This is a genomic window from Vibrio sp. Vb1574 (assembly GCF_033338675.1).
On the sequence record NZ_JAWOTC010000255.1, the window covers coordinates 1 to 1,301 of the forward strand.

General features: G+C 44.2%; 3 protein-coding genes. 1 reads left to right on the forward strand and 2 read right to left on the reverse strand.

Features of this window, described 5'->3' with window-relative positions:
* A partial coding sequence (locus tag R7O12_RS25285; RefSeq protein ID WP_318126809.1) for a tRNA-dihydrouridine synthase occupies positions 1-245 on the reverse strand: 245 nt, incomplete at its 3' end.
* Positions 246-394: 149 nt separating this feature from the next.
* Between R7O12_RS25285 and R7O12_RS25290 the strand changes: the two genes are divergently transcribed.
* Positions 395-1,003: an SEC-C metal-binding domain-containing protein gene (locus R7O12_RS25290; protein ID WP_020838706.1), complete on the forward strand. Its 609-nt coding sequence runs from the start codon at positions 395-397 to the stop codon at positions 1,001-1,003.
* 84 nt (positions 1,004-1,087) lie between these two features.
* Here R7O12_RS25290 and R7O12_RS25295 read toward each other — a convergent pair.
* Positions 1,088-1,301, reverse strand: a 214-nt coding sequence (locus R7O12_RS25295; protein WP_318126810.1) for a disulfide bond formation protein B, incomplete at its 5' end; no start/stop codon positions are given.

Below are 1,301 nucleotides of genomic sequence, written 5' to 3' on the forward strand. Positions count from 1 at the left end.
ATTGCGTTTTCCGCCATCCAGTGAGGCTCTTGGCCTAGTAGTTGAACATGTACAGGCACACCAGAAGTGGTCTGAGAGCCTTGCATAAGCTCCGGACATAAGCGATGAAAGACATGGTCTGGCAGGACTTGATCGATCACTCGAACGAACTCCGTCACACACAGATCATAGTCGTTTATTTCGGTCAGGATTTGGCGCATCAAATGGTCTAAAACGCCTTCCATTGGGCCTAATACAACTCGCATAGTTTGCCTAATACAGTTTGGTGATAAAAAGGCGGGCGATTGTAGCGATGCCGGCTAAGTTTGTCATTAAAAGACTCGGCGCTGGTGCCAACTGGCATCTCACTTGTATTGGAGTATAATGCCGCCAAATTCATGGGAAACCAGATGTCATGCAATACACTTTGATTGAAAAAGGTGAAGTTCAACTTGATGAATCTTCGCTATTTATTGAAGGTGCGGTACTTGCCGCAAACCTAACCACAAAACCTTTAGCGCCAGAGGCCTGGCTTGAGCCGCTATTTGGTGAAGGTTTTAAATCGATTCAGCCAGCGGTCGAAGAGCAAATTCACAAGCAACATAACCGTATTTTACGTAATGAGTATTCAGCTCTAGAGCTAACTGGAAAAGATCCTGAGCAGTTAGCTGATTTTGCTGAAGGTTTCATGTCGGTTTGGCCTTTGATTGAAGAGCAGTGGCAAGAGGTTGAGCTAAATGATGGTTTACAACGTATGCTGCAAGCGCTGCTTACCACAATGATGCTAGCCATTGATGAAGAGTCTACTCAGCAACATATGCGTGACGCGGGTATTGAAACGCCGCCAGCGTTAACAGACCTTGTTGATCAACTTGATTTGATGTTAGTTGAAGTCGCATTGGGTGCAGATGAACTAATGGTCGGCAATAAATCTCAAAGCCTAAACCCATTTAAAGATGTAGGTCGTAACGATCCATGCCCTTGTGAGAGCGGTAAAAAGTTCAAGCAATGTTGTGGTAAGTAACACTATAAAAGCGAGTTACTGAATCGAACCCAATAAAAAGCCGACCCTAAGGTCGGCTTTTTCTCATCTATATTTTTATACGCCTTAACGAATTGGATTCTTACGTTTCACCGGAAAGAACTGTGCAATCACGATCAACGCCAAAGCAACCAAGTTACCAGCGAAGATAACTACCAACCATTGTGGCATCGATAAGTCGAAGAACTGCCAAACAATTTTTGAACAATCGCCATACGCTTCAAACATCCAAGGAACCCATTGATTTAACGGAGCCCAACTTGGGAAGGTGACAAAAAGA